The organism is Streptomyces sp. NPDC056734 (assembly GCF_042790455.1).
In the GTDB taxonomy this organism is placed as follows: Bacteria; Actinomycetota; Actinomycetes; order Streptomycetales; family Streptomycetaceae; genus Streptomyces.
In genome coordinates, this window is sequence record NZ_JBHTZD010000020.1 from 60,328 (window position 1) to 84,678 (window position 24,351).

24 protein-coding genes and 1 tRNA gene are annotated in these 24,351 nt (G+C 71.4%); 13 read left to right on the plus strand and 12 right to left on the minus strand.

Features of this window, described 5'->3' with window-relative positions:
• Positions 1–405: 405 nt before the first annotated feature.
• The 4 genes from ACFRFC_RS28270 to ACFRFC_RS28285 form a co-directional block, all read right to left on the minus strand.
• Entirely contained in the window at positions 406–1,008 is a 603-nt protein-coding gene (locus ACFRFC_RS28270; protein ID WP_382685056.1) for a carbonic anhydrase, read from the minus strand.
• A 281-nt stretch (positions 1,009–1,289) separates the two neighbouring features.
• Positions 1,290–1,949 carry a response regulator transcription factor gene (locus ACFRFC_RS28275; RefSeq protein ID WP_382685058.1) on the minus strand — a complete coding sequence of 220 codons (660 nt, stop codon included), beginning with the start codon at positions 1,947–1,949 and terminating at the stop codon, positions 1,290–1,292.
• Positions 1,852–3,384, minus strand: a complete 1,533-nt coding sequence (locus ACFRFC_RS28280) for a sensor histidine kinase (RefSeq protein ID WP_382685060.1) — start codon at positions 3,382–3,384, stop codon at positions 1,852–1,854. Before ACFRFC_RS28280 ends, ACFRFC_RS28275 begins: the two co-directional genes overlap by 98 nt.
• 50 nt (positions 3,385–3,434) lie before the next feature.
• Entirely contained in the window at positions 3,435–3,863 is a 429-nt protein-coding gene (locus ACFRFC_RS28285; protein ID WP_382685063.1) for a hypothetical protein, read from the minus strand.
• A 231-nt stretch (positions 3,864–4,094) separates the two neighbouring features.
• Between ACFRFC_RS28285 and ACFRFC_RS28290 the strand changes: the two genes are divergently transcribed.
• Positions 4,095–4,168, plus strand: a tRNA-Met gene (locus ACFRFC_RS28290).
• A gap of 187 nt (positions 4,169–4,355) precedes the next feature.
• Here the strand turns inward: ACFRFC_RS28290 and ACFRFC_RS28295 are convergent.
• Positions 4,356–4,772, minus strand: coding sequence for a Fur family transcriptional regulator (locus tag ACFRFC_RS28295; RefSeq protein ID WP_382685065.1), 417 nt, complete (start codon positions 4,770–4,772; stop codon positions 4,356–4,358).
• 133 nt (positions 4,773–4,905) lie between these two features.
• Between ACFRFC_RS28295 and ACFRFC_RS28300 the strand changes: the two genes are divergently transcribed.
• A complete protein-coding gene (locus ACFRFC_RS28300) occupies positions 4,906–6,357 on the plus strand; it encodes a catalase (RefSeq protein WP_382685067.1) in 1,452 nt (483 codons plus the stop codon).
• A gap of 87 nt (positions 6,358–6,444) precedes the next feature.
• On the opposite strand, the gene ACFRFC_RS28305 is transcribed toward ACFRFC_RS28300, so the two are convergent.
• Together ACFRFC_RS28305 and hisN are read right to left on the minus strand one after the other, a co-directional pair.
• Positions 6,445–6,837 carry a cyclic nucleotide-binding/CBS domain-containing protein gene (locus ACFRFC_RS28305; RefSeq protein ID WP_382685069.1) on the minus strand — a complete coding sequence of 131 codons (393 nt, stop codon included), beginning with the start codon at positions 6,835–6,837 and terminating at the stop codon, positions 6,445–6,447.
• Between the two features lie 210 nt (positions 6,838–7,047).
• On the minus strand, positions 7,048–7,848 hold the full coding sequence (hisN, locus tag ACFRFC_RS28310; protein WP_382685072.1) for a histidinol-phosphatase: 801 nt from the start codon (positions 7,846–7,848) through the stop codon (positions 7,048–7,050).
• Positions 7,849–8,413: 565 nt separating this feature from the next.
• Between hisN and ACFRFC_RS28315 the strand changes: the two genes are divergently transcribed.
• Complete coding sequence (locus ACFRFC_RS28315; RefSeq protein ID WP_382685167.1) at positions 8,414–9,082, plus strand: TetR/AcrR family transcriptional regulator; 669 nt, start codon at positions 8,414–8,416, stop codon at positions 9,080–9,082.
• Here the strand turns inward: ACFRFC_RS28315 and ACFRFC_RS28320 are convergent.
• From ACFRFC_RS28320 to ACFRFC_RS28335, 4 genes are all read right to left on the minus strand, one after another.
• Positions 9,027–9,350 carry a DMT family transporter gene (locus ACFRFC_RS28320; protein ID WP_382685074.1) on the minus strand — a complete coding sequence of 108 codons (324 nt, stop codon included), beginning with the start codon at positions 9,348–9,350 and terminating at the stop codon, positions 9,027–9,029. The genes ACFRFC_RS28315 and ACFRFC_RS28320 overlap by 56 nt on opposite strands.
• A gap of 158 nt (positions 9,351–9,508) precedes the next feature.
• The gene (gene rsgA, locus ACFRFC_RS28325; RefSeq protein ID WP_382685076.1) at positions 9,509–10,519 is read right to left on the minus strand and encodes a ribosome small subunit-dependent GTPase A; all 1,011 of its coding nucleotides are present in this window, start codon (positions 10,517–10,519) and stop codon (positions 9,509–9,511) included.
• 10 nt (positions 10,520–10,529) lie between these two features.
• Positions 10,530–11,846 carry a 3-phosphoshikimate 1-carboxyvinyltransferase gene (gene aroA, locus ACFRFC_RS28330; RefSeq protein WP_382685079.1) on the minus strand — a complete coding sequence of 439 codons (1,317 nt, stop codon included), beginning with the start codon at positions 11,844–11,846 and terminating at the stop codon, positions 10,530–10,532.
• 209 nt (positions 11,847–12,055) lie between these two features.
• Positions 12,056–12,769, minus strand: a complete 714-nt coding sequence (locus ACFRFC_RS28335) for a M50 family metallopeptidase (protein ID WP_382685082.1) — start codon at positions 12,767–12,769, stop codon at positions 12,056–12,058.
• A gap of 50 nt (positions 12,770–12,819) precedes the next feature.
• On the opposite strand from ACFRFC_RS28335, the gene ACFRFC_RS28340 reads away from it, so the two are divergent.
• The 10 genes from ACFRFC_RS28340 to ACFRFC_RS28385 all read left to right on the plus strand — a co-directional run bounded on the left by ACFRFC_RS28340 (position 12,820) and on the right by ACFRFC_RS28385 (position 23,219).
• Positions 12,820–13,635: an SOS response-associated peptidase gene (locus tag ACFRFC_RS28340; RefSeq protein WP_382685084.1), complete on the plus strand. Its 816-nt coding sequence runs from the start codon at positions 12,820–12,822 to the stop codon at positions 13,633–13,635.
• Between the two features lie 87 nt (positions 13,636–13,722).
• A complete protein-coding gene (locus ACFRFC_RS28345; protein ID WP_382685086.1) occupies positions 13,723–14,412 on the plus strand; it encodes an alpha/beta family hydrolase in 690 nt (229 codons plus the stop codon).
• A gap of 311 nt (positions 14,413–14,723) precedes the next feature.
• A complete protein-coding gene (sigR, locus tag ACFRFC_RS28350; RefSeq protein WP_382685088.1) occupies positions 14,724–15,407 on the plus strand; it encodes an RNA polymerase sigma factor SigR in 684 nt (227 codons plus the stop codon).
• Complete coding sequence (gene rsrA, locus ACFRFC_RS28355) at positions 15,404–15,730, plus strand: mycothiol system anti-sigma-R factor (protein ID WP_382685090.1); 327 nt, start codon at positions 15,404–15,406, stop codon at positions 15,728–15,730. Before sigR ends, rsrA begins: the two co-directional genes overlap by 4 nt.
• A 191-nt stretch (positions 15,731–15,921) precedes the next feature.
• Positions 15,922–17,238 (plus strand): HD-GYP domain-containing protein, encoded by a 1,317-nt coding sequence (locus ACFRFC_RS28360; RefSeq protein WP_382685092.1) that lies wholly within the window; start codon positions 15,922–15,924, stop codon positions 17,236–17,238.
• Positions 17,235–18,467, plus strand: a complete 1,233-nt coding sequence (locus ACFRFC_RS28365) for an HD-GYP domain-containing protein (protein ID WP_382685095.1) — start codon at positions 17,235–17,237, stop codon at positions 18,465–18,467. The genes ACFRFC_RS28360 and ACFRFC_RS28365 overlap by 4 nt, the downstream gene beginning before the upstream one ends.
• 149 nt (positions 18,468–18,616) lie before the next feature.
• Positions 18,617–19,597 carry a tetratricopeptide repeat protein gene (locus ACFRFC_RS28370; protein ID WP_382685169.1) on the plus strand — a complete coding sequence of 327 codons (981 nt, stop codon included), beginning with the start codon at positions 18,617–18,619 and terminating at the stop codon, positions 19,595–19,597.
• Between the two features lie 201 nt (positions 19,598–19,798).
• Positions 19,799–20,449, plus strand: coding sequence for a peptide deformylase (gene def, locus ACFRFC_RS28375; protein WP_382685097.1), 651 nt, complete (start codon positions 19,799–19,801; stop codon positions 20,447–20,449).
• Between the two features lie 383 nt (positions 20,450–20,832).
• Complete coding sequence (cyc1, locus tag ACFRFC_RS28380) at positions 20,833–21,846, plus strand: epi-isozizaene synthase (protein ID WP_382685099.1); 1,014 nt, start codon at positions 20,833–20,835, stop codon at positions 21,844–21,846.
• Positions 21,843–23,219: a cytochrome P450 gene (locus tag ACFRFC_RS28385; RefSeq protein ID WP_382685101.1), complete on the plus strand. Its 1,377-nt coding sequence runs from the start codon at positions 21,843–21,845 to the stop codon at positions 23,217–23,219. The genes cyc1 and ACFRFC_RS28385 overlap by 4 nt, the downstream gene beginning before the upstream one ends.
• 84 nt (positions 23,220–23,303) lie before the next feature.
• On the opposite strand, the gene ACFRFC_RS28390 is transcribed toward ACFRFC_RS28385, so the two are convergent.
• On the minus strand, positions 23,304–24,269 hold the full coding sequence (locus ACFRFC_RS28390; protein ID WP_382685104.1) for a GlxA family transcriptional regulator: 966 nt from the start codon (positions 24,267–24,269) through the stop codon (positions 23,304–23,306).
• Positions 24,270–24,351 lie beyond the last annotated feature (82 nt).

Sequence of the window (24,351 nt, forward strand, 5' to 3'; positions counted from 1 at the left end):
GGGCCCCCCCCCCCCCCGGGGGCGGGCCCCCTTCAAACCCCCCGCCGCCGCCGCCGCGCCGGGCCGGGCGGGGGGGGGGGGGGGGCGGGGGGGGGGGGGGGGGGCCCCCCCCCCCCCCACCCCGGGAGCCCGCGCCGCGTCGCGCGTGCCGTCCGGAACTACCCACACGTACTCGGTCGTTTGACACAGCGTTCGGTCCTTTCGCCGCATCCGGCGACGGCGACGGCCGGTGCGCCCAGGAGAGGACTGAGCGGTACCGGTGTGCGCCCGAGGTGCACGACCTCGGGGGCGGGTCGGCCGGATGCGTCTGTGGGGGGCATGGTCGGGGGAGAGGGGGAGGCGGCCGGATCCGGTGGGAGCGGACGGCCGGTGTTGTCGCTCGTGCCACCGGGCTCTGCGCCCGGTTCAGTGGCGGTGGAACTCGCCGTCGCCCTCGTCGAGTTCGAGCACCTCGGCGGTGTGGACGCGGTAGTACCAGCCGTGCAGCCTCAGCCGCCCGGCGTCCACGGCGGCGGCCACCTCGGGGTAGCCGCGCAGCACATCGAGCTGGCCGGCCACATGGCGCTGGACGAACACGGCCAGCGCCGGGTCCTGCGGTGGCGCGTCCAGCAGGGGCCTCAGACCGGTGCGGGCGAAGGAGACCCAGCGGTCCACGCTGGGCAGCGCGCTGAGGTCCTGCCCGCTGGCCACGGCGCCGATCGCGCCGCAGTGCGAGTGCCCGCAGACCACGACGTCCCGGACCTTGAGCACCTCCACCGCGTACTGGACGGTCGCGGCCTCGCCGGAGAAGCGGTCCGGGTCGTACGGCGGGACGATGTTGCCGGCGTTGCGCAGTTCGAAGACCTCGCCGGGGCCGGTGCGCAGGATCAGCGCGGGCACCACCCGGGAGTCGGAGCAGGTGATGAACAGGACGCTGGGGCTCTGCCCGGCGGCGAACCGCCGGAACATCTCGCTCTGCGGGGCGATACGGTCGTGGAAGGTCCGTGCGTTGTCGAGCAGTTTCTTCATGTGTGTGCTCCAGGCCGGATCTGCGAACCGGCAGCCGCGGGCTGACACCACCGGGGCGGCCGGTAGGGAAGGGACACCTGGGGTCGATGTCCTGGCCCGGAAGCATGCGGGCGGGCGATGAGCCACCTGTGAGATCACGGTGAGAGAGTTCTCACCGCTGTGGCAACGTTGTCGGACGGCGCCGGGAGTCCGCCCGCGAAGCGACTCGGTATCCACGTCAGCGCAGCTCAGACACCCCTGAGGCGCTGGGCGACTACACCTGGAGGACTACACCTGGACGACTACGCCCGCAGCCGGTACCCCACCCCCCGTACCGTCTCCACCCGGTCGGGCCCCAGCTTGCGCCGTACGTAGCGGACGTAGACGTCGACGATGTTCGACCCGGGGTCGTAGTCGAACCCCCAGACCCGGCTGAGCAGTTGCTCCCGGGTCAGCACCTGGTCGGGGTTGCGCAGAAAGACCTCCGTCAGGGCGAACTCCCGGGCGGACAGCTCGGCGACCCGCCCGTCGACATGGACCCGCCGGGTGCGCAGATCCAGTACGAGGTCACCGGCCCGCAGCAGCGAGGACCCGGGCCCGCCCTCGGCGCGCAGCCGCAGTCGTACCCGGGCCAGCAGTTCCTCGAAGGCGAAGGGCTTGGAGATGTAGTCGTCCGCACCCCCCTCAAGGCCAGCGACCACGTCCGAGACGCTGTCGCGGGCGGTGAGGATCACCACGGGCAGCGTCACCCGCATCTCCCGCAGCTTGCGCAGCACGGTCAGTCCGTCCACGGCCGGCAGCCCCAGATCGAGGATCATCAGATCGCACTCGCCGGCGCGGGCGTGCTCGTACGCCGACAGGCCATCACCCACTACGGAGGTAATGAACCCATTTCCGCGTAAGCCCCTTTCTACGAAGGAGGCGATTCCCGCCTCGTCCTCCGCTATGAGAATCCGGTGCATGGTGTCCTTCCTGGCCGGGGTAGTACGCCGGAAGTCGCAGTACGAACCGGGCGCCGCCGGTCGTCGCGTCCTCCACCCACACGGTGCCGCCGTGCGCCTCGGTGATCTCGCGGACGATCGCCAGCCCCAGCCCGATCCCGGCGCCCGCGCTGCCGTCGCCCGACGGGCCGCCCGCGCCGGTCCGGCCCGCCTGGGCGAACCGCCCGAAGATCCGCTCCCGGTCCATCGGGCCGACCCCGGGACCGGAGTCGCGCACCCACAGCAGCACCTGGTCGCCCCGGATCGCCGACCCCATCTCGATGAGATCGCCGTCCAGGGTGTGCCGTACGGCGTTGGCGGCGAGCTGGATCAGGCCCTGGGTGAGCCGCTGGCCGTCGACCAGGACGGTGGCCTCGGCGACGGCCGCCACCCGCCAGTACCGGTCGCCGAGCGCCCGCGCCTTGGCGACGACGTCCACGATGAGATCGGTGAGGTTGGTCTCGCCGAGGGTGAGGAAGTCGGGCCGTTCGGCCTTGGCGAGCAGCAGCAGATCGTCCACGATCCGGCTCATCCGGTCCAGTTCGTCCAGGACCAGCGAGCGGGTCGCCGCCCGCTCCGCCACCGCGATGTCCCAGCCGCCGCGCGGCGGCCCGCCTGCGTCCAGCAGTTCCAGATTGCCCCGGACGACCGTGATGGGGGTACGCAGTTCGTGCCCGACCTCGTCGAGGAAGCGCCGCTGGGTGGTGAAGGCGCGCTCCAGCCGGTCCAGCATCCGGTTGAAGGTGTGGGCGAGCGCGGCCACGTCGTCGTCGCCGCGCACATCGAGGCGCTGGGTGAGGTCGGACTCGCTGATCCGGGCGGCGGTGTGCCGCACCAGCCGGACCGGGGCCAGGATCCTGCCCGCCACCAGCCAGCTCGCCCCGCCCGCCAGCACCAGCGCGCCGAATCCGGTGCCGAGCAGCATCTTGGCGACCCGGCGCTCCTCCGCCAGCTGCCGGTCCCGGAACTCCAGGATCACCAGCCGTACGTCGTGCGGGTCGCCGTCCACTCGGACCGGGATCACCCCGTAACGGACCCGGCCCACCGACGCGTCGGTGAGCCAGCCGACGCGGGCGCGGTCGGCCGGCAGGGCGGACAGCCGGGCGACGACCTCGGGGTCCCGGTCGAGCCGGGCGGGGGCCGCGGCGGAACTCCGGCGGTCCGCCCGGCCGTCGACGATGCTGAAGAAGGTCTCCTCGCGGCTGGGCAGATTGATGGTCATGAAGGCGGTCAGCAGCGCGGCGCCGTCCGGATGGCGCGGTCCGGCGCCGGGCTGCTCGGCGCCGGCCGCGAACTGCCGCAGTTTGTCGGCCTCGCGCAGCAGTTGGGCGTCGATCTGGTCGTCCAGCTGGGACTGCCAGATGACGGTGATGCCGACCGTGGGGAGCGCGAGTGCCGCTCCCACGAGAAGCAGCATCCATCCCACGATCCTGGACCGCGCGCTGGCGGTGTGCCGGCGCACGCCGATCAGTCCCCTCCGGTGTCGTCGTCCGATCCGCCGGCCCCGTCGTCATCGTCGTCGGCCGAGGGCGGGGGCGGTGTGGTGCTCGGGTCCTCGCCGCTGCGTGGCGGGGTGAGCGAGGGCACGGGCAGGCCCCCCGGGGGCGGTTCGGGGGAGGAGGGGTCCGGGACGGGGAGCGGGGCGGGGGTCGCCGTGGGGGGAGTGGGGGTGGGTGTGGGGGTCAGGGGCGAGGAGGAGGGAGCGTGCGGTGACTTGGGCGGCGCCGGGCGGGACACCGGCGGGCTGTCTCCCGTACGGGGGTCCCGTACCTCGATCGAGGGCCCCAGATCCAGCGGCCTGCCGTGGTCCACCAGGGCCCTGCCCGCCACCAGTCCGGCCCCTGCCAGGGCAGCGACCACGGTGATCGCCAGATGGGCTTTCCGAAGCCTCTTCATGGGGAAAGTGTCCAGTCCAATCGAACAGTTGACTGAAAGAGGAGAGGATTCTCATTTCTTGAGTGCCGGATGGGACGCTTGTGGCGGAGGCTCGGCGTTCCCTCGGTGCGCTGCCGGGAGATACGCGGGGGCGGGGGCGACCGCTCGGTAGCTTGCGGGGCTCTGCCCATACGGCCACGTCACCGTGATTTGCCTCGTGGGACCCCGGTGACGTAACGTTCCATTCAGCGGCGCGGGGTGGAGCAGCTCGGTAGCTCGCTGGGCTCATAACCCAGAGGTCGCAGGTTCAAATCCTGTCCCCGCTACTGAAGATCGAGGGCCGGAATCCTTTCACAGGGTTCCGGCCCTCGGTGTTTGTGCGTGCGGTGCCGCCACCGAGGTCCGCGCCCGCCGGGCCGGATATGCGCCGGGCCGGATATGCCGGGCGTCCGGGCATGCCGAAGAGCCCCGGCGCCTGTGTGGTGCCGGGGCCCTTCGGGAGTCAGTTGCGGGTTACGCGCTCGAACAGTTCGGGCAGATGCCGCGGTACGTCACCTCGACGCCCGAGACCGAGAAACCGAAGCGTTCGGAGTCGGGGAGGTCGGCCAGTGGATTGCCGGTCGGGTGGACGTCCCGGATCGCGCCGCACTGGGCGCACACCAGGTGGTGATGCGGCCGGTGCGCGTTGGGGTCGTAGCGCTTGGCCCGTTTGTCGGTGCTGACCTCAAGGATCTCGCCGAGCGAGACCAGCTCGCCGAGGGTGTTGTAGACCGTCGCGCGGGAGATCTCCGGCAGCTTGGCCACGGCACGGGCGTGCACCTCGTCGGCGGTCAGGTGCACATGATCACCGGCGAGGACCTCGGCCACGACGCGCCGCTGCGCGGTCATTCGCCATCCGCGTCCGCGCAGCCGTTCCAGAAGGTCACTCATGCAGAACACCTTAACAGCAAGGGGGCTAGGTCCTGAATAGGTGTGGGTTTAGAGTTCTGCTTGACTTAGACTGAGTCCATTATAGGATCGAAGCTGACTTTGGGTCGTGGAAAAAGCGCAGCTGGAGGCAGACGTGACGCAGGGACCGCTCACGACGGAGGCCGGAGCCCCCGTCTCCGACAACCAGAACAGTGAGGCCGCGGGCATCGGCGGTCCGCTGCTGATCCAGGACCAGCTCCTGCTGGAGAAGCTGGCCCGCTTCAACCGGGAGCGGATCCCGGAGCGTGTGGTGCACGCCCGGGGCGCCGGCGCCTACGGCACCTTCACGGTGACGGCCGATGTCACCCCGTACACCCGCGCGGCGTTTCTCGCCGAGGCGGGCAAGGAGACCGAGGTCTTCCTGCGGGTCTCCACGGTGGCGGGCAATCTCGGCGCGGCGGACGCGGTGCGTGACCCGCGCGGCTGGGCGCTGAAGTTCTACACCGAGGACGGCAACTACGACCTCGTCGGCAACAACACCCCGGTCTTCTTCATCAAGGACGGGATCAAGTTCCCGGACTTCATCCACACCCAGAAGCGCGACCCGTACACCGGCTCCCAGGAGGCGGACAACGTGTGGGACTTCTGGGGGCTTAGCCCGGAGGCCACCCACCAGGTGACCTGGCTCTTCGGCGACCGCGGCATCCCGGCCTCGTACCGCCACATGAACGGCTACGGGTCGCACACCTACCGGTGGACGAACGAAGCCGGTGAGAACTTCTGGGTGAAGTACCACTTCAAGACCGACCAGGGCATCGAGAACCTCACCGCCAAGGACGCCGAGCTGCTCGCGGGCAAGGACCCCGACTCGCACCAGCGCGATCTGCGCGAGGCCATCGAGCGCGGCGAGTTCCCGACCTGGACCGTGCAGGTGCAGATCATGCCGGAGGCGGACGCGGCGGCCTACCGCTTCAACCCGTTCGACCTCACCAAGATCTGGCCGCACGCCGACTACCCGCCGCTCACCATCGGCAGGCTGGAGCTGAACCGCAACCCGGAGAACGTCTTCGCCGAGGTCGAGCAGAGCATCTTCTCGCCGGCCCACTTCGTGCCCGGTATCGGCCCGTCGCCGGACAAGATGCTCCAGGCCCGGCTCTTCGCGTACGGCGACGCCCACCGCTACCGGGTCGGCATCAACGCCGATCAGCTCCCGGTGAACCGCCCGCACGCCACCGAGGCGCGTACCTACGGCCGGGACGGACACCTGTACGACGGCCGCCACAAGGGCGCCAAGAACTACGAGCCGAACAGCTTCGGCGGCCCCCACCAGACCGACCGACCGCTGTGGTCGGCCACGGCGGTCACCGGGACCACCGGGGAGCACCCGGCCCCGGCGCACGCCGAGGACAACGACTTCGTGCAGGCCGGTGACCTCTACCGGCTGATGTCCGAAGGCGAGCGGGAGCGGCTGATCGCCAACCTGGCGGGCTCGATCGCCGGGGTCTCGCGCGACGACATCGCCGAGCGCGCGATCGGCAACTTCCGTCAGGCGGACGAGGACTTCGGCAAGCGGCTGGAAGCCGCCGTCCAGGCCCTGCGCGGCTGACAGCCCGGCAGTACCGGAGCGCTTGCCGTGGCGGCGGGCCGGGTTCCCTCGGGAGCCCGGCCCGTCCGGCGTTTCCCGGGGGCCGGGTCAGGCGGGGACCTGGTGGCGGTGCGGGGCCCAGCAGCGGATGATGTCCCGGACCGAGACGATCCCGGCCGGTCCCTCGCGGTCCAGCACGATCAGATGGCGGAAGCCGCCGTGCGCCATCGCGTACGCCGCCTCCTCCAGGGTCCAGGCCGGGGCCGCGAAGACGATGTCGGTGGTGGTGTGGGCGTGGGCGCGCTCGACGTCCGGGTCCTGGCCCAGACCGATGGAGACCAGGATGTCGCGCTCGGTGAGTATGCCGATCCCGTCGGCGTCGGGGTCATGGACCACCGCCGCGCCGACGCGGCGCGCGGACATCAGCGCGGCGGCCTGGCGGAGCGTGTGGTCGGGACCGATCGTGAGGACCACGGTGGTCATGGCGTCTCGGACGAGCATGGGCTGGAGCCACCTCCTTGGGAGATCCCCGCCCCTTGGTTCATCTGATTCACCGGGTGCACCTGGTGCGGTTCATCCGGTGCGGTTCGTCTGTTCATCGTTTCACAAATTCACAAGGGTGGGGTCTTCAGAGTCGCAGGCAAAGGAGGAGTCAACAAGGGGGCGCGCGTCGCTTGCCGTGGGGCGCGTGGGGGTGCGGGTGCGCCTGGGTCAGCGGCGGTTGTTGAGGTAGCCGAGCAGTTCGTCGTGGAGCAGGCCGTTGGAGGCGGCGGCGTTGGTGCCGTGCGGGCCCGGCCGTCCGTCCAGGCCGGTGAAGGTGCCGCCGGCCTCGGTGACCACGATCGCGTTCGCCGCCATGTCCCACAGGGACAGCTCGGGCTCGGCGCACAGATCGAGGGAACCCTCGGCCACCATCATGTACGGCCAGAAGTCACCGTAGGCACGGGTGCGCCAGACGTCCCTGGTCAGATCGAGGAACCCGGGCAGCCGGCCCTGCTCCTCCCAGCCGGTCAGGGAGGAGTACCCGAAGGAGGCGTCCGCGAGCCGGGCCACGCCGGAGACATGCATCCGGGACGCGGAGGTGAGGCTGCGGCCGGTGAAGGCGCCGTGTCCCTTCGCGGCCCACCAGCGGCGGCCGAGCGCGGGGGCGGAGACGAGACCGACGACGGGCTGGAAGCCGCCCTCCGCCGCCTCCATCAGGGAGATCAGCGTGGCCCAGACGGGGACACCGCGGACGTAGTTCTTGGTCCCGTCGATCGGGTCGATGACCCAGCGCCGGGGACCGGTGCCCGCGACCCCGTACTCCTCGCCGAGCACCGCGTCGCGGGGACGGGCGCGCTGGAGCTGGCCGCGGATGAACTCCTCGACCGCCTTGTCCGCCTCGCTCACCGGGGTCAGGTCCGGCTTGGTCTCGACCTTGAGGTCGAGGGCCTTGAATCGGTCCATGGTGATGGCGTCGGCGGCGTCCGCGAGGACGTGGGCGAGGCGGAGGTCGTCGAGGTAGTCGGGCATGTGGCGAACGGTATCCGTCCCGGACGGGGACGGGCTACGCGGGGCGGAGCGCGGCGCGGTGCGGCGGGGGCCGGTATGGCGCACGAACGAGCGTGCCACCGCTGTGCCTCCGGCGTACGAACGGGCGTGCCGCCCCGTGCCACCGACGAACGAGTGGGCGTGCCGCCCGCCGTGCCACCGACGAACGAGTGGGCGTGCCGCCCGCCGCGCCTCCGACGTACGAACGGGCGTGCCGCCCCGTGCCACCGACGAACGAGTAGGCGTGCCGCCCGCCGCGCCTCCGACGTACGAACGGGCGGGCGGGCCACCGCCACCCCGCCTCCGGCGTACGAACGGGCGGGCCGCCGCCCAGCCAACGAGGTACGAACAGGTGCGCCACCACCTCGCTCCCGGCGTACGAAGAGGCCCGCCACCACCTGGCCCCCGGCATACGCACAGGACGCGCCACCCCCCGGCTCCCGGCATACGCACAGATGTGCCACCGCCCCGCCTCCGACGCGAACCCTTGACAGTGCTGTCCGGCGCGTCAAATCTGGGCGCAGTGCCGTTCCCCTGGGAGCCGATGATGCCTGCTGCTCGGGAGTCCCTGCTCGACGCCGCCTTTACCGCCCTGGCGCTGCGGCCGTGGTCGGCGGTGCGGATGGTGGACGTGGCGGCGGCGGCCGGGGTGTCCCGGCAGACGCTGTACAACGAGTTCGGCAGCAAGGACGGTCTGGCCCGCGCCCTCGTCCGCCGGGAGGCCGACGGCTATCTCGCCGGTGTGGAACGCGCCCTCGCCACCCCGCTGGACGCCCGTGACCGGCTCACCGCCACCGCCGAGTGGACCACCCGCGCCGCCCGCGAGAACGCGCTGGTCAAGGCCATGCTCACCGGCTGCTGGAGCGAGCGGCTGCCCACCCCCTCACTCGCCGCCGTGCCCTCCTCCTCGGCCGTGCCCGCCCAGCGCCGCGCCGACGGTCCGCTGCCCTCGCCCGGCGACTTCGTGACCCTCGTGCGGGACCGGGCCGTCGCCGTGCTGCTGGGATACGGGGCCCGGCCCCGGGGCGATGCCGCCGAACTGGCCTGGTGCTGTGAGCTGGCGGTACGGCTCGCGCTGTCCTGTGTCGCGGCGCCGCCCGGGGAGGGCGGGGTCGCCCCGCTCATCCGGGAGGTGCTCGCGCGCCGGCCCGGCCAGGACGTCAGTGCGCCGACCCCGACAGCTGAAGGCCGATCACGCCGAGGATCACCAGGCTGATCGAGATGAGCTTCAGGGTCGAGACCAGATCGCCCAGGAAGACCATGCCGTAGATCGCCGTGCCCGCCGCGCCGATCCCGGTCCACACCGCGTACGCCGGACCCACGTCCAGCTTCTTCAGGGCCAGGGTGAGCAGGCCGAAGCTGCCCAGGGCGAAGATGCAGAAGGCGACGGTCGGCCAGAGCCGGGTGAATCCGTGCGACAGCTTGAGACAGACCGCGAAGCCGGTTTCGAGCAGCCCCGCGACGATGACCAGCAGCCACGCCATGTGCAATCCTCCCGTAACTCCACGTTCTGTGACCGCTTGTCAGACTTTACTCGGGCTTGGGATACGGCTGTTGCGATTATGCCCTTACCGGACCTGCAACACCGCAAACAACGCCAAGGTCAATGACCTTCCCGCACCTTCGATCCTTCGATTCCCGCTCAGTCGCCGTCCCGGCGCTCCCGCGTCGACAGCAGCCGCCGCAGCGAGTACAGCCGGGCGGGGTCCGCGTGTCCGTCGGCCACCCACTGGTCCAGCGCGCAGTCCGGCTCGTCGTGGCTGCACCCGCGCGGGCAGTTCACCGTGCCGGGCTCCAGGTCGGGGAAGGCGAGGATGACCCGGGACGGATCGATGTGCGCCAGGCCGAAGGACCGCAGGCCCGGGGTGTCGATCACCCATCCGTCCGAGCCGCCCAGCGGCAGCGCCAGCGCCGACGTGGTGGTGTGCCGCCCCCGGCCGGTCACCGCGTTGACATGACCGGTCAGCCGGCGGCGCTCCTGTGGCACCAGGGCGTTGACCAGGGTCGTCTTGCCGACGCCGGAGTGCCCGATGAATGCCGTGACCTTGTTCGCCAGCTGCTCCACGACCCGCCCCAGCGCCGCCCCGCTCTCCAGCTCCTCCCGGCTGGTCACCACGAACGGGATGTCCAGATCGCCGTACAGCTCCCACAGCTTGTCCGGTGAGGCCAGGTCCGACTTGGTCATCACCAGCAGCGGCTCCAGGCCGCCGTCGTACGCCGCGACCAGACAGCGGTCGATCAGCCGGGGGCGGGGTTCGGGGTCCGCGAGGGCGGTGACGATGGCGAGCTGGTCGGCGTTGGCCACGACCACCCGCTCGTAGGGATCGTCGTCGTCCGCCGTGCGGCGCAGCACCGAGGTGCGCTCCTCGATCCGCACGATCCGCGCGAGGGTGTCCTTCTTGCCGGACAGATCGCCGACGAGGGCCACCCGGTCGCCGACCACCGCCGCCTTGCGGCCCAGTTCACGGGCCTTCATCGCCATCACCGTACGGCCCTCGACCAGACAGGTCAGCCGGCCCCGGTCGACCGTGAGGACCATGCCCCCGGAGGCTTCCTCGTGCTTGGGGCGGGTGTGGGTACGCGGCCGGGTGCCCTTGCGGTTGGGGCGCGAGCGGATGTCGTCCTCGTCGGTGTGCTTGCCGTAGCGGCGCATGGCGTGACCCCTATGCCCCGAGCATCCCGGTCCACAGGTCGGGGAAGTCCGGCAGGGTCTTCGCCGTCGTCGCCACGTTCTCGATCTGTACGTCCTTCACCGCCAGGCCGATGATCGCGCCCGCGGTCGCCATCCGGTGGTCCTCGTACGTGTGGAAGATCCCGCCGTGCAGGGTGCGCGGGCGGATGCGCAGACCGTCGGCGGTCTCCTTGACATCGCCGCCCAGGTCGTTGATCTCCTTGGTGAGGGCGGCCAGCCGGTCCGTCTCGTGCAGCCGCAGATGGGCCACGCCCCGCAGGGTGGACGGGGAGTCGGCCAGCGCCGCCACCGCCGCGATGCCGGGGGTCAGCTCACCGACCTCGCTCAGGTCCACGTCCACGCCGTGGATGGCGCCCGAACCGGTGAACTCCAGCCCGTAGTCGGTCAGTTCGCAGGAACCGCCCATTTCGGTGAAGATCTCCCGCAACCGGTCACCGGGCTGGGTGGTCCGGGCGGGCCAGTCCGGGATCAGCACCTTGCCGCCGGTCACCAGCGCCGCCGCCAGGAACGGCTGCGCGTTCGACAGGTCCGGCTCGATGGTCAGATCACGGCCCAGCAGCGCGCCCGGCGTGACCCGCCAGACATTGCGCTCGCCGCCCGACTCCGGGGTGTCCACCTGGGCGCCGACCGCGCGCAGCATGTCGACGGTCATCCGGATGTGCGGCATCGAGGGCAGCGCTGAGCCGATGTGCCGGACCTCCACGCCCTGGTTGAAACGCGGGCCGGACAGCAGCAGCGCGGAGACGAACTGCGACGAGGAGGACGCGTCGATCTCCACCGGGCCGCCCTCCAGCGCACCCGAGCCCTGCACGGTCAGCGGCAGCGCCCCGCGCCCGTCGTCGTCGATCCGGGCCCCGAGCACCCGCAGCGCGTCGATCACGCCGTGCAGGGGACGCTCGTACGACCTCGGGTCGCCGTCGAAGCGGACGGGGCCCTCGGCGAGGGCGGCGACCGGCGGCAGGAAGCGCATCACCGTGCCGGCGTTGCCGACGTCCACGGTGGCGTCGCCGCGCAGGCCGACCGGCAGCACCCGCCAGGCCTCGCCGGAGCCGTCGGGGCCCACGCCCTCCTCGATGCCGACGCCCATCGCGCGCAGGGCGCCGGCCATCAGCAGGGTGTCGCGGGAGCGCAGGGGGCGGCGCAGCCAGCCGGGCTCGGAGGCGAGGGAGGCGAGGACGAGGGCGCGGTTGGTGACCGACTTGGACCCCGGCACGTGGACCGTCGCGCGGACGGCTCCGCTCGCGTGCGGGGCGGGCCAGAGGGCGGTGTTCGTGGTGTTGGGGACCATAGGGCCAACCTTATAAGGGGCAAGGGGGGCGTGGATTTTCGTCCACCGCCGACCGGGGGCGACCGGGGGCCGACCGGGCGCGCGCGGCGGAGCCGTGGATCGATGCCGCCTCGTTCCCCTTGAAGGCCGCGGATCGATACCGCTTCCTCTCCCTGGAGTCGCGGCCTGATACCACCCCGGTACCACCCCGCGCCCCCGCAGCCGCCGCCTCACAGCTCCAGCAGCCAGCGCCCCCCGCCTATCAGCGAGCACAGCGACACCGCGTGGAACAGGAAGAACCACAGCCCCGCCGGGACGTGCGTCAGCCGGGACAGCTGGTCCGCGTCCGAATCGCCCGCGCCGCCGCGCGACCGCTTGGCCTGGAGTTCGAAGGCCGGGCGCACCCCTCCCACCAGCAGGAACCACACCACCGCGTACGCGAAGGCGGCCTGCACCTGGGGTCCGGCCAGCCAGGACACCAGCAGGAAGGTGCCGCCGCTGACGACCACCGTCAGGACGCCGTACGCGTTGCGGATCATCACCAGCATCGCCAGCAGCAGGGCCGTCGCCAGCCACAGCAGCAGGGTGATGCGGCCGGAGCCCAGCAGCGCGGCCCCGCCGAGGCCGAGCAGGGGCGGGGCGGTGTAGCCCGCGGCGGCGGTGAGGATCATGCCGATGCCGTGCGGCTTGCCCCGGCTGACGGTCAGGCCGCTGGTGTCGGAGTGCAGCCGGATGCCGGTCAGGCTGCGGCCGGTCAGCAGCGCGATCAGCCCGTGGCCGCCCTCGTGGGCGATGGTGATCGCGTTGCGGGATATCCGCCACGGGGCGTGCGGGACGACGACGGCGAGTACGACGGCCAGGGTGCCCAGCACCACCCAGAGGTCGGGGGCGGGCTGTGTACCGGTGAGTTCGTCCCAGAGCGAGGTCGCTGTCGTGCTGTCCATGGGTCCGGGGCGCTCCCTGTCTCCGTACGGGATCTGGCAGTGTGGCACGCATGTGCGGAAGGTATGCATCGAGTCGTGGACCCGAGGATCTCGCAGGAATCTTTGAGGTCGAGAAGTGGGAGCCCGAGGAGACCCTCGCCCCCGACTACAACGTCGCCCCGACCAAAGAGGTCTACGCGGTCCTGGACCGTGCCCTCAAAGACGCGGAGGACCCCCGTCCGGTTCGCCAGCTGCGCAAGCTGAAGTGGGGACTGGTGCCGTCCTGGGCCAAGACGCCCGAGGGCGGGGCCCGGATGATCAACGCCCGCGCGGAGACCGTGCACGAGAAGCCGTCGTTCCGCCGTGCCTTCGCCGCCCGGCGCTGTGTCCTGCCCGCCGACGGCTACTACGAGTGGGTCACCGGCAAGGACGAGCGGGACCTGGAGGTGGAGGGGAAGAAGAAGCGGCCCCGCAAACAGCCGTACTTCGTGCTGCCCGCCGACGGCTCGGTCTTCGCGATGGCCGGGCTGTACGAGTTCTGGCGGGACCGCACCCTGCCCGACGAGCATCCGCTGGCCTGGTGGGTGACCTGCTCGGTGATCACCACGGAGGCGGAGACCAGCCCGCTGGCCGTGGCCCCCGCCGACGGGCCCCATGCCCTCGCCGACATCCACCCCCGGATGCCGCTGATGCTCACCCCGGACCGCTGGGACGCCTGGCTGGATCCGTCCCGCACCGACCCCGAGGACCTCCGCTCCCTGCTCACCCCGCCGCCGCCCGGCCTGATGCGCGCGTACCCGGTCTCCACGGCGGTCAGCAATGTCCGCAACAACGGACCGGACCTGCTGAAGGAACTCTCGGGGCCCGAGGAGGGCACACTGTTCTGAATCCTGAATCCTGAATCCTGGATCCGGGTTCTGGATCTGAATTCGGAATCTGATCCGAAATGGGCGGCGAGAGCGGGCGGCGACGACGTGACCAGCGAAAAGGGCAGGGACCGGACAGGCGCGGCGGCTACCGGGAACGTCGCCGTCGAGACCGTCCAGACCGTCCAGACCGAGGCCGGTACCGCCCGGATCACCTGGCACCCCGCGCCCCGGCCCCGGCTGGTGCTCGCCGTCGGTCATGGGGCGGGCGGCGGCATCGACGCGCGGGACCTCCAGGCGCTCGCGCACACCCTTCCGGCCCATCGGGTGACCGTCGCCCTCGTGGAGCAGCCCTGGCGGGTGGCCGGGAAGAAGGTGGCGCCCGCGCCGAAGACGCTGGACGTGGGGTGGCGCGGGGTGTGGCCCGCCCTGGTGGCGCAAGGGCTGCCGGTGATCTCCGGGGGCCGCAGCGCGGGCGCCCGGGTGGCCTGCCGTACGGCGTCGGAGCTGGGGGCGGCCGGGGTGCTCGCGCTCAGTTTCCCGCTGCATCCGCCGGGCCGGCCGGAGAAGTCGCGCGCCGCCGAGCTGCTCGGGGCCGGGGTGCCCACGCTCGTCGTGCAGGGCGGCAACGACCCGTTCGGACGGCCCGAGGAGTTTCCCGGCGGGGACTACGAACTGGTCGAGGTACCGGCCGCCGATCATGGGCTGGCCGTTCCCAGGAGGGCCGGGATCAGCCAGGACGAGGCAGTGACGATCATCACGGACCGGGTGACCGACTGGGCCTCGGGCCTGCGCTGACGGGGCGGGAATGCCAGGGCTTTGCCTGCTGTTGAAGGCGGACAGAAGGGCCGGGGCACCGGTACCGACGTCGTGGAGAGGAAGTCCGCCGCATGGGTTCGACCGTTTGCCCGCCCGTCTCCCGCCACCACCCCGTGGACGGGCCGCGCCCGGCGGAGCCGGATTCGAGCCGCGCCTCGCACACCGATCTGGAGTGGTCGGTGCTGCACGCGGCCAAGACCGCTCCGATTCGAGCGGCGGGCGGACCGGATCGTCGTCTATCCTCCGATTCTGGTGGGACCGGGTTCGGTCCTGCCCGGAAACTTGAGGAGGTGGGTCCGGTTCCCGGTACCGACGCAGGGACCGACGACGGCCAGGCGGAGCAGCCCGAGGGCCGGGGCAGCGGCACGGAGTCGACCGCGGAGCGCAGCGCGCGCTTCGAGCGGGACGCGCTGGAGTTCCTCGACCAGATGTATTCGGCCGCGCTGCGCATGACGCGCAATCCGGCCGACGCCGAGGACCTTGTGCAGGAGACCTACGCCAAGGCGTACGCGTCCTTCCACCAGTTCCGTGAGGGCACCAACCTCAAGGCATGGCTGTACCGGATCCTCACCAACACCTTCATCAACTCGTACCGCAAGAAGCAGCGCGAGCCGCAGCGCTCCGCCGCCGAGGAGATCGAGGACTGGCAGCTCGCCCGCGCCGAGTCGCACATGTCGACCGGTCTGCGTTCCGCGGAGTCGCAGGCGCTGGACCATCTGCCCGACTCGGATGTGAAGGAAGCGCTCCAGGCGATTCCCGAGGAATTCCGTATCGCCGTCTATCTCGCCGACGTAGAGGGCTTTGCGTACAAGGAGATCGCGGACATCATGGGGACACCCATCGGCACGGTGATGTCCCGGCTGCACCGGGGCCGCCGTCAACTGCGCGGCATGCTGGAGGACTACGCCCGTGAGCGCGGGCTCGTCCCGGCCGGTGCCGGAGAGTCGAACGAAGCGAAAGGCTCGGGCTCATGAGCTGCGGAGAGCCGCACGACACTGATTGCAGCGAGGTGCTCGACCATCTGTACGAGTTCCTCGACAGAGAGATGCCGGACGTCGACCGCGACAAGTTCCGGCAGCACTTCGAGGAATGCTCGCCCTGCCTGGAGAAGTACGGCCTGGAGCAGGCCGTGAAGAAGCTGGTCAAGCGGTGCTGCGGCCATGACGACGTGCCCGCCGATCTGCGGGCCAAGGTCATGGGGCGGCTGGAGCTGATCCGCTCCGGGCAGATCGTGCCGGAGCGCGAGGCGGCGCCCACCGCGACCCCGACCGCGACCCCCGCACCGCAGGAGTCCTGACCGCGAGCCGCGTGAGGTGACGCCTCCCGGCGACGCAGTCCTGAACCGCCCTTCCTGACCGTCGGCCACGGGATTCCCCGTGGCTGGGTCTGTGTCACTCGAACGTGCTAATCGACGGGTTATCCGCCCGCGTGCCGCCCCATGCCGTCCTAGGCTCCGGAGCCTGGACAGGCACGTCGGGGGAGGGCGTCATGGAGGCGAGACCGGCACGGGCCCGTGTGTACATCGCCTGTACCGCGCTCGCCGCGCTCGCCTGTCTCACCCCGCTGCCCGGACTGCGTACGCCCTGGTGGGCCGTCGCCCTGCTCGCCGCGCTGCACGCGGCCGGGGAGCGGCTCGCCCGCCGGCGGTTCGCCGGCACCTGCTACCCCGTCCTGCTGGCCGGAGCGTTTCTGCTGCCGGCGCCCGCCGCCGCCCTCGTCGTGCTGCCCGGCGCGCTGATAGCCGAAGTCGAGCAGCGCCCGCGCGGCTGGCGCAGGCTGTGGCGGGCCGCCCGGCTGGTGCTCGCCGTCTGGACCGCGACCCACATGCACTGGCTGTTCGGCGGCCGGGACGCGGTCGTCGCCTCCGACTTCCCCTACGCGCTGATTCCGGCCGGGGCCGCCGTGCTCGCCTTCGGCCTGGTGCTGACCGCGCTGGACGGCGGGATCCTGGTGCTGGCCGAGGGCGTGCCGGTGCGCCGGGCCTGGCGCGGGCTGCTGGCCCGCTCGCTGGCGCCGGTCGCCGTGCACGGACTCGCCGGGCTGATGATGGCCGTGCTGTGGCGCAGCCCGTACGGTCCGGTGGCCGCGCTGCTGGTGCTGCTGCCGATGTGCGTGTCGTGGTGGGCCTTCGCCCAGTACCACCGGGAGAGCGCGGCCCATCAGGCGACCATCCGCGCGCTGGTGCAGGCCGTCGACATCAAGGACGGCTACACCCGGGGGCACAGCGAGCGGGTCGGCCGGGCGTCCATGATGATCGCCCGTGAACTCGGCCTGGACGAGGAGCGCGTCGAACTGATCCGCTTCGCCGGGATCCTGCACGACGTCGGCAAACTCGGCGTCCCCACCCGGCTGCTGCGCAAGGACGGACCGCTCACCCCCGAGGAACGCCGGGTCATCGAACTGCATCCGGAGTACGGCCACGAGATGGTGCGCGGCATCGGCTTCCTCGGCGAGGCCCGCTCGGCGATCCTGCACCACCACGAACGCCTCGACGGCAGCGGCTACCCGTACGGCCTCGTCGGTCAGCAGATCCCCGAGCCCGCCCGGGTCGTCGCCGTGGCCGACGCCTTCGACGCCATGACCTCCACCCGCTCCTACAGCCGCGCCCGCCCGGTCCCCGCCGCCCTCGCGGAACTCCGCCGCTGCGCCGGTGCCCAGTTCGACCCCCGCATGGTCGAGGCCCTGGTCCGCGCCCTGGGCCGGGCCTCCACCGACGCCGGCTGGCATCCGGCGGTCACCGCGGACGAGACCCTGACGCCGCGCGTCTCGCTGCCCGCGGTGCGCAGACAGGGAGCCCATCGGTGAACCCCGGGGTCCGGGTCCTGCGGAGGCTGGTCCACGGGGGCGCGGGCCTGGTCGCGGGCGGATCGCTCGGGGTGACCCTGTGGGACGGGCTGGCGGACCGGGGGATCGCGCTGGCGTTCGGGCTGCTGGTGGCGGTGGGGGAGCTGACCCGGTGGACCTGGGCGCAGGGCCGGGAGGCGGCGCCGCTCGGGGCCGCCGGGGCACTGTCGTACGCGCTGCTCGGGGAGGTGGCCGGGGCGCCGACCGGGCACGGGGTCGCGCAGATCGTCACCGTGGTCTTCGCCGCCGCCCTGGCCGGGAGCGTGCCGCACATCGCGCGCGGACGCGGATCCACCCTCGACCATCTCTCCCGGCGGGTGCTCGCCGCCGGATTCGCCGCCGTCTGCTTCCAGCCGCTGTACACCCAGGGCGTGTTCGACGACTGGGGCGGCCCGGGGTACGCCCTGCTGCTGGTCACCATCCTCGCGCTCACCGCCCTGTGCGACGGCGTGCTCGCCGCCGCCTTCGCGCACTCCCGCACCGGCTGGCCCTTCGGCCCGCTGCTGCGCGAGGAACTGCGGGCGATGCGCGGGATCGGCTCGGCGGTGTGCGCGACCGGCGCGGTGATGGCGCTCGGCGTCGCGGTCGCCGGGCTGTGGGCGCTCCCGCTGTTCGCGCTGCCGCTGCTGCTCGCGCAGGTCACCTTCCGGCGCTACTCCGCCGTCCGGGCCACCTACCGGCAGACCATCGCCTCCCTCGCGCGGGCCACCGAGATCGCCGGGTACACACCGGCCGGGCACGCTCACCGGGTCGCCGCGCTCAGCCAGGCCGTCGGCCGCGATCTCGGGCTCACCGAGCCGGAGCTGACCGTGCTGGAGTACGCGGCTCTCATGCACGACATCGGCCAGCTCAGCCTCCTCGACCCGGTCCCGGCCGGTGCCACGGCCTCGCTGCCCGCCGCCGAACAGCGCCGGATCGCGCTGCTGGGCGGCGCGGTCGTCCGGCAGACCGGCGTCAACGCGGCCGTCGCGGCGGTGGTGGAACGGCAGGCCGACCCCTACCGCGAACAGCCGGTGGCCGCCAGGATCGTCCGCGCGGTGAACGCGTACGAGGAGAAGGCCCGGGACGCCGGTCCCGGGGGGCCGCTCACCGCGCTGGAGGAGCTGCGCCTCGCCACCGCCGGGGACTACGCCCCGGAGGTCGTGGAGGCGCTCGCCCGGGTGCTGGCGAACCGGGGGGCGGGCGGTTGAGCGATGGCGAAACGGCATGGTCTACCCCGGGCCCGGCTGGGTAACCCATGGGTAATGAGCGCCCTTCCAGCCGTACGTGGTTGGATGCGAGGAAGAGGGTGTCCGGGGGCATTAGCCAGCCCACCGAACGGAACTGGCAGGCGGGAATCGTGAGGATCTTCGGCAAGGGACGGCACCGGCCCTCCGCCTCCTGGCGGCAGGCCACGGACCGCGCCTTCACCCTGATCGGCGACGGCCGGTACGAGGACGCGGGAGCGCTGCTGACACGGGCGGCCGACCTGGAACCCTGGCTGTCGGAGTCCTGGTTCAACCTCGCCCTGCTGCACAAGTTCCGGCACGACTGGGAGCAGGCCAGAGCCGCCGGGCTGCGGGCCGTCGCCCTGCTGGAGCGGGAGACCGGGGCACCCGACTGGTGGAACGTCGGGATCGCCGCCACCGCCCTCCAGGACTGGCCGCTGGCCCGCCGCGCCTGGCAGGCGTACGGGCTGCATGTGCCGGGCGGTGCCACCGCCGCCGGGGAGCCGGTCGGGATGGACCTGGGCAGCGCCGCCGTACGGCTGTCGCCCGAGGGCGAGGCCGAGGTGGTGTGGGGACGGCGGCTGGATCCGGCGCGGATCGAGGTGCTGTCGATCCCGCTGCCGTCGTCCGGGCGGCGCTGGGGCGAGGTCGTGCTGCACGACGGGGTGCCGCACGGCGAGCGGACCACGACCGCCGGGCACTCCTACCCCGTCTTCGACGAGATCGAGCTGTGGGCACCGTCGCCGGTGCCGACCTGGGTGGTGCTGCTCGACGCCGCCACCGAGGACGACCGGGACGCGCTGGAGCAGCTCGCGGCCGACGCCGGGTTCGCGGCGGAGGACTGGTCGTCGTCCGTGCGGCTGCTGTGCCGGCTCTGCTCGGAGTCCCGGATGCCGTCCGACGAGGGCGACGGGGAGCATCACGACCCGCACGATCACAGTGAGCCGGGGGCGCCGGGGCCGCTGGGGCATCGGACGGACGGGCAGCTGTGGGTGCCGGAGCGGGAGTGCGGGGTGGCTGCGCCGGCTGCCTTGGTACGGGGGTTGCTGGACGGGTGGGTGGCTGACTCGCCGGAGTCCCGGGACTGGCGGGATCTCGAAGAGGTGTGCTGATCTTTTGTCGCCGGGTGCGGGTCGTGGTCGCTTCTCGCGCCCACGCGGCGGAGCCGCATATCGGGCACAGTCCCGCGCCCCTGAGGGGCCGGTTGTCGTGCCCGTGATCGAGCCGAGGCCGCGGCCCTCAGCGAGCGGCGTCGCGCGTACCCTGTATCGGTATCTTCTCCCTGTTCTTGTGTAGGAAGGCGTACGTCCGTCATGGCTCAGCAGGACACCGAACAGCAGCACGTGGGCGTGCTTCCCGTCGACGGTGATGGGTTTGTCGTGGACACGGAGGACTGCGAGGAGCGGGAGCTGGCGTACCGGGGGCGGGGGGGCTCGCGGGCGATCACGGTCGTGGGCAATCCGGTGCTGCACAAGGAGTGCCGCGACGTCACCGTCTTCGACGACGAGCTGCGGCGGCTGATCGACGACATGTTCGCCAGCCAGCGGACCGCCGAGGGCGTGGGGCTCGCCGCGAATCAGGTCGGGGTCGATCTGAAGGTGTTCGTGTACGACTGCCCGGACGACGACGGCAACCGGCATGTGGGCGTGGTCTGCAACCCGAAGGTGGTCGAGCTGCCCGCGGACCGGCGGCGGCTGGACGACAGCAACGAGGGGTGTCTGTCGGTCCCGGGGGCCTACGCGCCGCTGGCGCGGCCGGACTACGCCGAGGTGACCGGGCAGGACGAACGGGGCAATCCGATCAAGGTGCGGGGCACCGGGTACTTCGCTCGGTGTTTGCAGCACGAGACCGACCACCTGCACGGCTACCTCTACATCGACCGGCTCTCCAAGCGCGAGCGCAAGGACGCGCTGCGGCAGATGGCCGAGAACGAGCCGCGCTACCCCGTGGTCGCCAACGACTGACGGGAGCCGGGGCGGCGGGTCCGCGGGGCCCGCGGTGGCCGCGGTGGCCGCCCACGCGCCGGACCGACGGCGCCCGGCCGGGATGTGTGCCCGGCCGGGCGCCGTTCGTCTGCCCTCGTATGTTCGAGCGGATCCGTGCTCATACCGATCCCCAATCGATCACGCAAGAGGGGAATCTCGGCATGATGGGGTAGTGAATGAAGCAAATCCGTTCCCAAATCGGTCAGTTGTGGTGCTGAATGGGAAGTGCGGGGATACGCAAGGCGCATGCCCGGTACCGCGAGGGGTGTGCGCATCTGGCGGCTGAGAGGGGTTTGTTCGTGTCTTTCCCACACGGCACCACATCGACGACGACCGCGATCCCACCATCGCTCTCTCTCCCGGTGATCGAGGCGACGTTTCCGCGGCAACTGCACCCGTATTGGCCCAGGCTCCAGGAGAAGACCCGCGCCTGGCTGCTCGAAATGCGGCTGATGCCGGCCGACAAGGTGGAGGAATATGCCGATGGACTTTGCTACACCGACCTCATGGCGGGGTACTACCTCGGTGCCCCCGATGACGTTCTCCAGGCGATAGCGGACTACAGCTCCTGGTTCTTCGTCTGGGACGACCGTCACGACCGTGACATCGTGCACCGCCGCCCCGAGTCATGGCGGCGGCTGCGGCGCCGGCTGCACGCGGCGCTCGATGCTCCCCAGGATCATCTGCACCACAAGGATCCCCTGGTGGCAGGGTTCGCGGACAGTGTGACGCGGGTGCTGTCGTTTCTGCCGCAGAGCTGGAACGCGCGCTTCTCCCGGCACTTCCACGCGGTCATCGACGCGTACGACCGCGAGTTCCACAATCGCACCGAGGGGATCATTCCCGGCGTCGAAGAATACCTCGCACTGCGCCGGCTGACCTTCGCGCACTGGATCTGGACGGATCTGCTGGAGCCGGCCGCGGGACTGGAACTCCCGCGTTCGGTGCGCAAGCACCCGGCCTTTCGCCGGGCGGCATTGCTCAGTCAGGAATTCGCCGCCTGGTACAACGACCTCTGTTCGCTGCCCAAGGAAATCGCGGGCGCCGAGGTGCACAATCTCGGGATCAGTCTTGTCACCCATGAAGGGCTGACCCTCGAAGAATCCGTCGCCGAAGTAAGGCGCCGGGTCGAGGAATGCATTTCCGGATTCCAGATCGCCGAAAGGGAGGCACTGCGTCTCGCCGACGAACTGGACGACGGCACGGCGTCCGGAAAGAAAATCGGCGGGGCCGTCAGGTCCTGCGTCTCGAACATGCGGAACTGGTTCAGTTCCGTCTACTGGTTCCACCATGAATCCGGCCGTTACATGGTCGACAGCTGGGACGACCGGTCCACGCCCCCGTACGTCAACAACGAAGCGGCAGGTGAGAAATGACCGTCGAGTCGGTGAAGCCCGAAACCACCACCCCCGGGCCAGAGGAACTGCGTGAACCGCCCCTAGCGGGCGGCGGCCGGCCGGTCTTCGGACACGGCCTGAAACTGGTGCGCGACCCGCTCGGCTTCATGGCCGGGCTGCGCGCGCACGGCGAGGTCGTGCGACTGAAGCTCGGGCCCAAGACGGTGTACGCCGTCACCACGCCGGAGCTGACCGGCGCCCTCGCCCTGGACCCCAACTACAAGATCGCCGGCCCGCTCTGGGAGTCCCTGGAGGGCTTGGTCGGCACGGAGGGCGTGGCCACCGCCAACGGCCCCCGCCACCGCCGCCAGCGGCGCACCATCCAGCCCGCGTTCCGGCTCGACGCCATCCCGGGCTACGCGTCGATCATGGAGGAGGAGGCCCACGCGCTGGCCGAGCGCTGGCGGCCGGGCGAGACCATCGAGTGCACGGGCGAGGCGTTCCGGGTCGCGGTGCGCATCGCCGCGCGCTGTCTGCTGCGCGGCGCGTACATGGACGAGCGGGCGGAGCGGCTGTGCGACGCGCTCGCCGTGGTCTTCCGGGGCATGTACCGGCGGATGGTGGTGCCCCTCGGACCGCTGTACAGGCTGCCGCTTCCGGCCAACCGGGAATTCAACCGGGCCTTGGCCGATTTGCATCTCCTGGTGGACGAGATCGTCGCTGAGCGCCGGGCATCCGGTCAAAAGCCGGACGATTTGCTGACGGCATTGCTGTCGGCGAAGGACGACAATGGTGACCCCATCGGGGAACAGGAGATCCACGACCAGGTGGTCGCGATACTCCTGCCCGGCAGTGAAACCGTCGCGTCGATGGTCACGTCGCTGCTCCTGGTCCTCGCCGAACACCCGGAGCACGCGGACAAGGTGCGTGCGGAGGTCCAATCCGTCACCGGCGGGCGGCCCGTCGCATTCGACGACGTCCGCAAGCTGCGGCACACCAACAATGTCATCGTGGAGACGATGCGTTTGCGGCCGGCGGTATGGATACTGACCCGTCGTGCAGTGGAGGACTCCGAACTCGGCGGGTATCGCATTCCGGCCGGGGCCGACATCGTGTACAGCCCGTACGCGGTCCAACGCGATCCGCGATCGTACGACGAGAACCTTCTGTTCGATCCTGATCGATGGCTTCCGGAACGATCGCAAGATGTTCCGAAATTCGCCATGGCTCCGTTCGGTGTCGGCAATCGCAAGTGCCCGAGCGATCACTTCTCGATGGCCCTGCTGTCGCTGATCACGGCGGCGCTGGCGAACAGGTACCGGTTCGTCCAGGCGTCCGGCTCCGACGACGCGACCCGGCTGGGCATCACGCTGCGCCCGAACCGGCTGCTGCTCACGCCGGTGCCGCGGTGATCCGGGGTCCGGGTCGCGCCGGCCCAGGTGACTGCGGGCCCAGGTGATCCGGGGACCCGGTGATCCAGGGCGCGGGCCGGGCGGTCAGGCTGCCGCCGGGCCCCGGAAGGTGCGTCGGTAGGCGTTCGGGGTGATCCCCATGGCACGCAGGAACTGGTGCCGCAGCGCCGCCGCCGAGCCGAACCCGGTCCGGGAGGCGATGGCGTCGACCGTCTCGTCCGTCGCCTCCAGCAGCCGCTGGGCCAGCAGCACCCGCTGGCGCAGGATCCAGCGGTAGGGCGTCGTGCCGGTCTCCTGCTGGAAGCGGCGGGCGAAGGTCCGCGGCGACATCAGGGCGCGGGCCGCCAGCTGTTCGACCGTCATCTCCTCGGCGAGGTGCTGATCCATCCAGGCCAGCACCTCGCCGACGGTGTCGCAGGGCGCGGCCGGCAGCGGGCGTTCGATGTACTGGGCCTGGCCGCCGTCCCGGTGCGGCGGCACCACCATGCGCCGGGCGATCCGGTTGGCGACCTCGGGCCCCTGCTCCTTGCGCACAAGGTGCAGACAGGCGTCGATCCCGGCGGCCGTGCCCGCCGAGGTGATCACCGGGTCGTCGTCGACGTAGAGCACATCCGGCTCGACCTTGGCGCGCGGATAGCGCCGGGACAGCTCCTCGACGTGCAGCCAGTGCGCCGCGCAGCGCCGGCCGTCCAGCAGCCCGGCGGCGCCGAGCACGAACACCCCGGAGCAGACGCTGAGCACCCGCGCGCCCCGGTCGACCGCGCGGACCAGCGCGTCCAGCAGGGGGCGCGGATAGTCCCGTACGACATATTCGTTGCCCGCCGGTACGGCGATCAGGTCGGCGCTCTCCAGGCGCTCCAGGCCGTGCGGGGTGGCCATGGTGAAGCCGGGGACGTGGGTGGTCAGGGTGGGGCCGTCGGCCGAGACCACCGCGAAGTCGTAGACCGGCAGTCCCTCGTCGCTGCGGTCCATGCCGAAGACCTCGCAGACGACGCCCAGCTCAAAGGGATGGGCGCCGTCGAGCAGGGCGACGGCCACGTTTTTCAGCATGCTGCCAGTGTGCCGCGCGCTTGGCAGGATGTCGAGGTAGTGCGGCAGTCCTGCCACTGTCGGTCAGGAGTCGCCGGAGCGA